The sequence below is a fragment of the Tunicatimonas sp. genome, assembly GCF_049647865.1.
Taxonomy (GTDB): Bacteria; Bacteroidota; Bacteroidia; order Cytophagales; family Cyclobacteriaceae; genus Tunicatimonas.
On the sequence record NZ_JBARYM010000231.1, the window covers coordinates 1 to 5,145 of the forward strand.

Sequence of the window (5,145 nt, forward strand, 5' to 3'; positions counted from 1 at the left end):
CTTTTTATCTCAACTATTCATCTGAGTACTTAAACATTTTGGAAGGTTTATACTTTATACCAGTAAACAACGCTTTTTATATTTTCACACTTAATTTTTTAAGAAATGGCACAAGAAGAAACTAAAACCTGGCCTGAATTAGCTATAGGCTTGTATGACAAATTAACAGGACGAGATGCTGAGATCACTTATGAGTTTGATGATTTTGACCTATATGTTCCTAGTAAAGCCGATGAAGGTGGCTCATCTGATCACGCTCATTGGAAAATGAATGGAACAATTCGGATAAGAACTTCGGATAATAAAAACGATTAGTAAGTATGAAGTGAAAAGGGTTTGCTCTTCCTTTTCACTTTAATTTTTTCAACTTCATTTTTACACTATGCCTTCCTCTTCTACTTCAAAAAACGTTCGTGTATTAGCTGATCTTACGGTAAATGGTCCGCAAGGCGATATTCGAATCAACAATGACTCTGACGGAAGTCTAGTTGTCAGTTTTCCTAATGAAAAATCTTTTTTCTCACTGATCAACACAAAACTGCCTTTTAAATCTAATTGGAGCACGGTCGTAAAAACTAACCGAACATTCTACCAGAATCAACAACCCTTGGTAGTGAAGGTAGCTGATCAACCTTGGATAACATTAGGCAAATTTCCCCGTCCTCGAATCAATTACCAGCGAGTAACCTATCCATTAATTACTAATACTCCATCTATTAAGACGGGACTATACATCTTAGCGGCTGCCGCAGGAGCCACTTTACTGTACGCCCTTTTTAGAAAACGAAGTTGAAACCAGCTCTCATATTCGCCACCCTTGCGTTTCCTACATTGGCTAATGCTATAATATTATCAGTAGCAAAATAGAGTTGAATTCCCCCAGGCCCGGTCGTTATTGCTAATCCGGCTCCCAGATTGTTAAACGAACGGTTTTGTACCGAATATGTAGCTGCAGCTTGGAGCCACTTTCCTACATTCTGTCGAATACCTAAAGCAAATCCGCGCCGAAACGACTGATAAAAATCAGAGTATAGTGTAGCTGATGCAGAAGTGCGACTAGCTAACTGATAGTTTCCCGTAAGGTATACCTGTGTGGGCAAACCTGTTGAATACTGCGTTTTCTCTTCTTCAAGTTCAAAGATATCGGCAATAGAATCTGTAAGTTGCTCTATATCAATATCAAAACCCTCGGTAAGCAGATTATCGTTTTCGACTCCAGTAAAAGTGAATGTACCTTCCGAGGAATAAGACTTTGCGTCTTCTCTCCAAGAAATCATACCCAGGTTAATCACTGAAGCACTAAAAGATAGCTGATTATTTAGCTCGTAAGTACCGCCCAAATCAATACCAAAACCAGTGTTTTGCATATTATAGATATACGCTTCTTGATCTTCCTCAAATAACGTAGTTCCTGAAGTATTCAAGCGAATATTAGCATTCGTTGTTAGAGCATACAATTCCTGTTCAGTGCCCGTAGTTAGCGAAACATCAGCATACTGAGTTTGAATGTTGCCTAAGCCAAACAAAGCTTTCAGGCGCGTTCCCACTACTAGCTTATTTTCTTCTAAAAAAGAACGATTAAATCCTAAGCCAACTTCGCGATAATGAATAGCGTCGGTTTCAAAATTGCCAAATTGTAGCGTTTGCCCCGGCACGTTTCCCTCGACTGCAAACTGAAAAATGCTTGCATCGTATCGTTGTCTTCCCATAATATGCTCGGTAACATTTAGAGAAAAACGGTTCTTTCCCGCTTTAAAGGACAGCGCAAATAAATCAACATTAGCGTTAAAGTGAAGAAAATCTCTTCCGTTCAAGTCCAGATCGTTGTACAGTTGTTCCAGATCGAGTATGCGCTGCCCGGTTTCATCTTCCTCAATATTGGCGGCTAACTGATTATAGGTAAACCCAGAGTTCTTTAGCGAAAGGTGAGCTGAAGAAAATATCGTAATATTTACGCTACTATTTCGGGTTCTAAATGCTGGATTTGTATGAGCTGCCTGATATACATTATCCAATAAGTGCAAGGTAAATTCTTGCTGGGCAAATCCAGGAGTAGTAAGTAGCATAACTCCCAGAATAATAACTGAAGTGTATTTATTTTTCATCTGAATGTGGTTCAAGCTTATTATGAATCAATAGAAGCCTTGATTTGAGTAGCAAGGCTAAAGCGAATAGAGTAAAATGAGTAGAGCTTAATTCGGTTGTTACTCACATCGCTTATACTATTAAATTGAGCACGAACCAGCATGTGGCTAGCATCGCGGACTTTTTCAAACTTATCTCTATCAATAGTAGCTGTTGTAGGTAAATCGGTATTAGCCGGTACCGTTTCTCCTGTAGCTGAGTTTACTACTTCCGCAGCTACCAGAAATTTGTCTTCCTCTTCAAATAGCCGTATCTCCTCTCCATCTGCGTTTTTTATAATGCTGCCTTCGTTATCGAGAAAATATACTTGGAGGTTAGCATTAATTGGGAAGTCGTTCTCCGTTTTGAGTAGCAGCTTGAGTTCTTCAACATCTTCTAGTTCACTAAAAGAAACTTCTATGGAGTCTTCCAGTGTAATGTCAAATCCAGCTTCTAGGGGCATTTCTAAAATAAGATCTACCCCAATCTGACTTTCATCACTAATAAAACTGGTATCTATGTCACTACTATTTAGCCCAAAGCCGAAGCCATAAGCCAACGCAGTGGGAATATTACTGAATGCCTTGTCGATATTTGACGTTTCACCATTTATCTGGTAAGTATCTACTTTGGGTTCTGTAGAACGCACCTTTAAGTAAGGGAAAGTAAAGCCCCCTTTAAAGAAATTAAAGCCTTCCTCATCTTGAAGCCTTACTACGGTTTTATCTACCCGTTCAATATACAATTGGCTGAAATCAGGAGAAATAGGCACTCCGTAGGAGTTTGAGAAAGAAAAAGACATGCTAGGGTTTGTAGCAATAGTACCATCTACTACTCCTGAGAAAGCAGGAATGCTTAGTGTATCTGCGCCAACTGGCACTTGGATATCAGTGAAATTACCCGATAGGTATTTGAACGCTAGGTTATCGATTGAAAAATCAAAATTGAGTTCATCGTTAGAACTGATTGGTTGTCCCGTACCGGCAATGCTCACCTGTAAATTAAAACCTATCTCACTATCGTCTAAGTTAATTTTATAGCCGGAAAGATCAATTGTCTCTTTACTGATACCTTCGCCGTTCCAGTAAGGTAGGATAAAGCTTAAAGTTAAGTTCTCGCCATTCGGGCTGACAATATTGGGAAAAGAGGCTTCAACTTCTAAGTCATGCTGATAATCTGATTGAATGGTTACCGCTAGTATTCCCCCGCCACTCTCAATACTATAAATAGTTAATTCATTGAGATCAAAAGGGATCGTACCTTCAAAAGTTGCGGGTGGCGCTCCGGTTAGTGAGAAAGTAGGTGAATCAAAACCCAGTGAATATGATTCGGTAAATTGTTGATTAGGAATTTCAGGAAAATAGTCCTTAACCCGCTCTGACTGTATGCTACTCTGGTAAAATAAGCTATAAGACTTATCAGCATTCTTTTGCAGGCGCCCTTCTTCACCCGCCTGCAACATATCTTCTACCGTTAATGTGGTATTAAAGAGTGGTAATGAAACCTGAGGCGAGGGTGCTTTTATCTTTACATCGCTAAAATCTTCATCAGGCAAACATCCGCTCATACCTAATATTCCTACCAGACCAGCTCCGATTGACAGAACAACTCTTGACTTCTTTATCATAACCTGTTTTATTTGGAAAACCTGTTGGCAAGAACTCAGAATTGTTTGTAAAAAAGTAACCCTTCAGTTTTATTACCCCACCTAAGTAGGGTTAACTATCATATTATAAATAATACGATATTTTATTGAATATTTTTCATATCTATAAATATAATTTTTCTTGTGTCAAGTCTCTTATTTTATTGACTTACAGCATTTTAGGCGTTTTCTGTTAATTTCTAATGATCCCGTTGATTAATATCGTAGGAAAGCACTATTTATGATAACTATTTCTGATGTAAGTAAGAAGTATGGAAATAAGCGTGTACTTGACCGTATTTCCTTACAGGTAGGCCAAGGGGAAACCTTAGTATTACTCGGAACGAGCGGATCAGGAAAAACGACTTTGCTTAAAATGATCAACTATCTCATTCCTTCATCATCAGGAGATATTTTTATAAATGATAAGCAGGTAGGTAAAAGCAACCTAACGCAATTGCGAAAGTCTATCGGGTACGTGATTCAGCAGGTGGGTCTTTTTCCGCACTATTCCAATCGCCGTAATATTGAACTTACCCTAACTCTCAACAACTGGTCTGAGCGTGAGAAAAAAAGGCGGAGTGACGAGCTGCTAAATTTAGTAGGCCTAAATCAGGAAGACGGTGAGCGGTACCCACATCAATTAAGTGGGGGACAGCAGCAGCGAGTAGGAATTGCCCGAGCCTTAGCGAACGATCCACCAATAATTTTGATGGATGAACCTTTCGGAGCACTAGACCCGATTACTAAACAGAATTTGATTGTTGAGTTAGTAGAGAAACAGCTTTTCAAAGATAAAACGGTAGTAATTGTTACTCACGACGTTTTTGAAGCTATTACCTTAGCCGACACAATATGTTTGCTGGACCACGGACAAATACAGCAGGTAGGCACTCCGAAGGAATTATTGTTTCAGCCTTCTTCTATATTTGTAAAAGAATTCTTCAATTCTCAACGTCTCCGGCTAGAAATGCGAGTGGTACGTCTATCAGAAGTTTACCCTTTGGTAGAGTCAACAAGTAGTGAGGCAGATAACGCAGTTGAAGTTGAATGGGAAAAGAGTATTTGGGAGGCTTTAGAAGTTATTGAGCGAGAAAATTTGCCTCACATCATGATTACCAATAGTCAATCAGTCGGTAAAGTGGTAAACTCTACTATGCTGATTAAAGCCTTTTATCACTTCAAAGAAACCAACTTTACTCAGACTGTCGGGTAATATCTTTTAATGTGGTTGCATCTGAAATAAACATATTACTTTCATTACCCGCTCGGTCGCGAATAACTACCCCAATCTTTACACTGTCATTACGAAATAGTGGCTTAAGAACAACCGATTGAGCAAAATGAGTAATAGTTCCAACTCGGGGTTTATCGTC

At 39.1% G+C, this 5,145-nt stretch carries 5 protein-coding genes and 1 pseudogene; 3 read left to right on the plus strand and 3 right to left on the minus strand.

All coding sequences use genetic code 11. From position 1 onward, the window contains the following. Positions 1-105: 105 nt before the first annotated feature. Together WBA23_RS07170 and WBA23_RS07175 are read left to right on the plus strand one after the other, a co-directional pair. Entirely contained in the window at positions 106-315 is a 210-nt protein-coding gene (locus tag WBA23_RS07170) for a hypothetical protein (protein WP_424581585.1), read from the plus strand. A 67-nt stretch (positions 316-382) separates the two neighbouring features. Then, positions 383-793: a hypothetical protein gene (locus WBA23_RS07175; protein WP_424581586.1), complete on the plus strand. Its 411-nt coding sequence runs from the start codon at positions 383-385 to the stop codon at positions 791-793. Here WBA23_RS07175 and WBA23_RS07180 read toward each other — a convergent pair. Further along, positions 777-2,105, minus strand: a complete 1,329-nt coding sequence (locus WBA23_RS07180; protein WP_424581588.1) for a DUF5723 family protein — start codon at positions 2,103-2,105, stop codon at positions 777-779. The genes WBA23_RS07175 and WBA23_RS07180 overlap by 17 nt on opposite strands. Positions 2,106-2,125: 20 nt before the next feature. After that, positions 2,126-3,751 carry a hypothetical protein gene (locus WBA23_RS07185; protein WP_424581590.1) on the minus strand — a complete coding sequence of 542 codons (1,626 nt, stop codon included), beginning with the start codon at positions 3,749-3,751 and terminating at the stop codon, positions 2,126-2,128. A 259-nt stretch (positions 3,752-4,010) separates the two neighbouring features. Between WBA23_RS07185 and WBA23_RS07190 the strand changes: the two genes are divergently transcribed. Further along, positions 4,011-4,985 (plus strand): ATP-binding cassette domain-containing protein, encoded by a 975-nt coding sequence (locus tag WBA23_RS07190; RefSeq protein WP_424581592.1) that lies wholly within the window; start codon positions 4,011-4,013, stop codon positions 4,983-4,985. On the opposite strand, the pseudogene WBA23_RS07195 reads toward WBA23_RS07190, so the two are convergent. Then, positions 4,966-5,145, minus strand: a pseudogene (locus tag WBA23_RS07195) (hypothetical protein); the annotation flags it as partial. The gene WBA23_RS07190 and the pseudogene WBA23_RS07195 overlap by 20 nt on opposite strands.

Excerpts from the sequence above, each read along its gene's own strand:
- WBA23_RS07170 (WP_424581585.1), top strand. The coding sequence starts at position 106 with ATGGCACAAGAAGAAACTAAAACCTGGCCTGAATTAGCTATAGGCTTG.
- WBA23_RS07175 (WP_424581586.1), top strand. The coding sequence starts at position 383 with ATGCCTTCCTCTTCTACTTCAAAAAACGTTCGTGTATTAGCTGATCTT.
- WBA23_RS07180 (WP_424581588.1), bottom strand. The coding sequence starts at position 2,105 with ATGAAAAATAAATACACTTCAGTTATTATTCTGGGAGTTATGCTACTT.
- WBA23_RS07185 (WP_424581590.1), bottom strand. The coding sequence starts at position 3,751 with ATGATAAAGAAGTCAAGAGTTGTTCTGTCAATCGGAGCTGGTCTGGTA.
- WBA23_RS07190 (WP_424581592.1), top strand. The coding sequence starts at position 4,011 with ATGATAACTATTTCTGATGTAAGTAAGAAGTATGGAAATAAGCGTGTA.